Consider the following 1,487-nt stretch of genomic DNA (forward strand, 5'->3'; position numbering starts at 1 on the left):
ATTAATTTATGGCAAGTTGCTTAAAACAATACAACTTGATAAAAATATAACTACGCTTGAAGATGTTATTAATCATCTTAATAACGATTCTTTAGCTAGTTAAATTTATTGTAAAGTGGTGTAATAAACTTAATAAACTTATATTAAGTTTAAATTATAGTTATAAGGAGTGCATAAAGTTAGTTTATTACACTCCTTATAATTAATTTTAAATAAGTTTATCTAAAAGCCGCTCTTTTCAATGACATGGATATTACTTTAAATAAAAATATTCCTGCTATTAGGTTTATTAATATAGAGGGTAAAACTACTGTAAGGAATAAGATTATAAATGGTGCTGGTAATCCTACAAGTATTTGAGCAGAACTTAAGAAAAGTGTGCCACTTATTAAGGTTCCTATAGGTAAAATTAATAATGCAAGAAAATAATTTTGTTTTGCTTTATTAAGTGAATTAAATTTTTTAAATTTATAAGCTAGTAAAGTAATTAAAAAAACAAAATTACCAGTTAAAGTTTTATCTATTATATTAGGAATTTGTCCACCAGGAAATTTAGTTGTCATAGCTGCAAAAATTCCAGAAATTAATGAAGAGATTAAAATAGTTTTATAATCATTTTTATTTAAAATTATTATTATAAACAGCATTGTTAATGCAAAATCAGGTTGCATAGGTAATCCTAGTGCTGGAGTGATTTGATGTAGTAATGCACCAATAGCTAAAAGTAATGCAGTAATTATTAAATTTTTTGTATTTTTATTTGTATTCATAATTTTTCCTCCTAAATTTTTAAATTTATTTAATATGCTAAAACTTTCTTTAGAATTTATATACTTTCAAGCCATTTAATCACCTCCAAAAATCATATTTTGCTATAAATATTTAAGTTAAAAAATAAAAAAAATCCGTCCTATATTTAAAAATATAGGACGGAGATATAATCCGCGGTGCCACCTATGTTGCGTTTATTCAAATTTTTAAATTTTAGCTTGAAATCAATACTATAAAAGTATTTTAATAAATAATATAACTTTTAATTTGAAAATAAAAAAATAGTAAAAGTTAAACTTTAGAATTTCAAGCACTCAAAAGTTTAAAAATATTACTATACGCCACTTAAACTTCGAGTACTAACATACTCTAGTTGCTATAAGGTGCAACACACCATAAATACTACTCTCTTAAAATAAGATTTTGCTTTATTCCTCAAAGGCCCATTCATTAATTCTCTTCTTACTAGGTTTCCACCATCCCCAGTTCTCTTTAATGAAGCTAAAATTAATTACTTTTCCTCTTCAATGGATTGATTTTTATTTATTTGTTAATTTTATAATATGCTAATATATAAAAATGGTCAATATATAAAAAAAATTTAATGATAAATATATACAATTTAAAAATTAATATTTATTAAGTACTGTTAAATATTATTAAATTTATATTAAAAAATATTATAGAAAAAATAAAAGATCTAACTTTACTAATAC

Annotated in this window: 1 protein-coding gene; it reads right to left on the bottom strand. The window is 22.7% G+C overall.

From position 1 onward, the window contains the following. Nucleotides 1-218: 218 nt before the first annotated feature. On the bottom strand, nucleotides 219-770 hold the full coding sequence (locus tag GBZ86_RS15840; protein WP_152892256.1) for a tryptophan transporter: 552 nt from the start codon (nucleotides 768-770) through the stop codon (nucleotides 219-221). Between the last annotated feature and the right edge of the window lie 717 nt (nucleotides 771-1,487).

This window comes from Clostridium tarantellae (genome assembly GCF_009295725.1).
Classification (GTDB): Bacteria; Bacillota; Clostridia; order Clostridiales; family Clostridiaceae; genus Sarcina; species Sarcina tarantellae.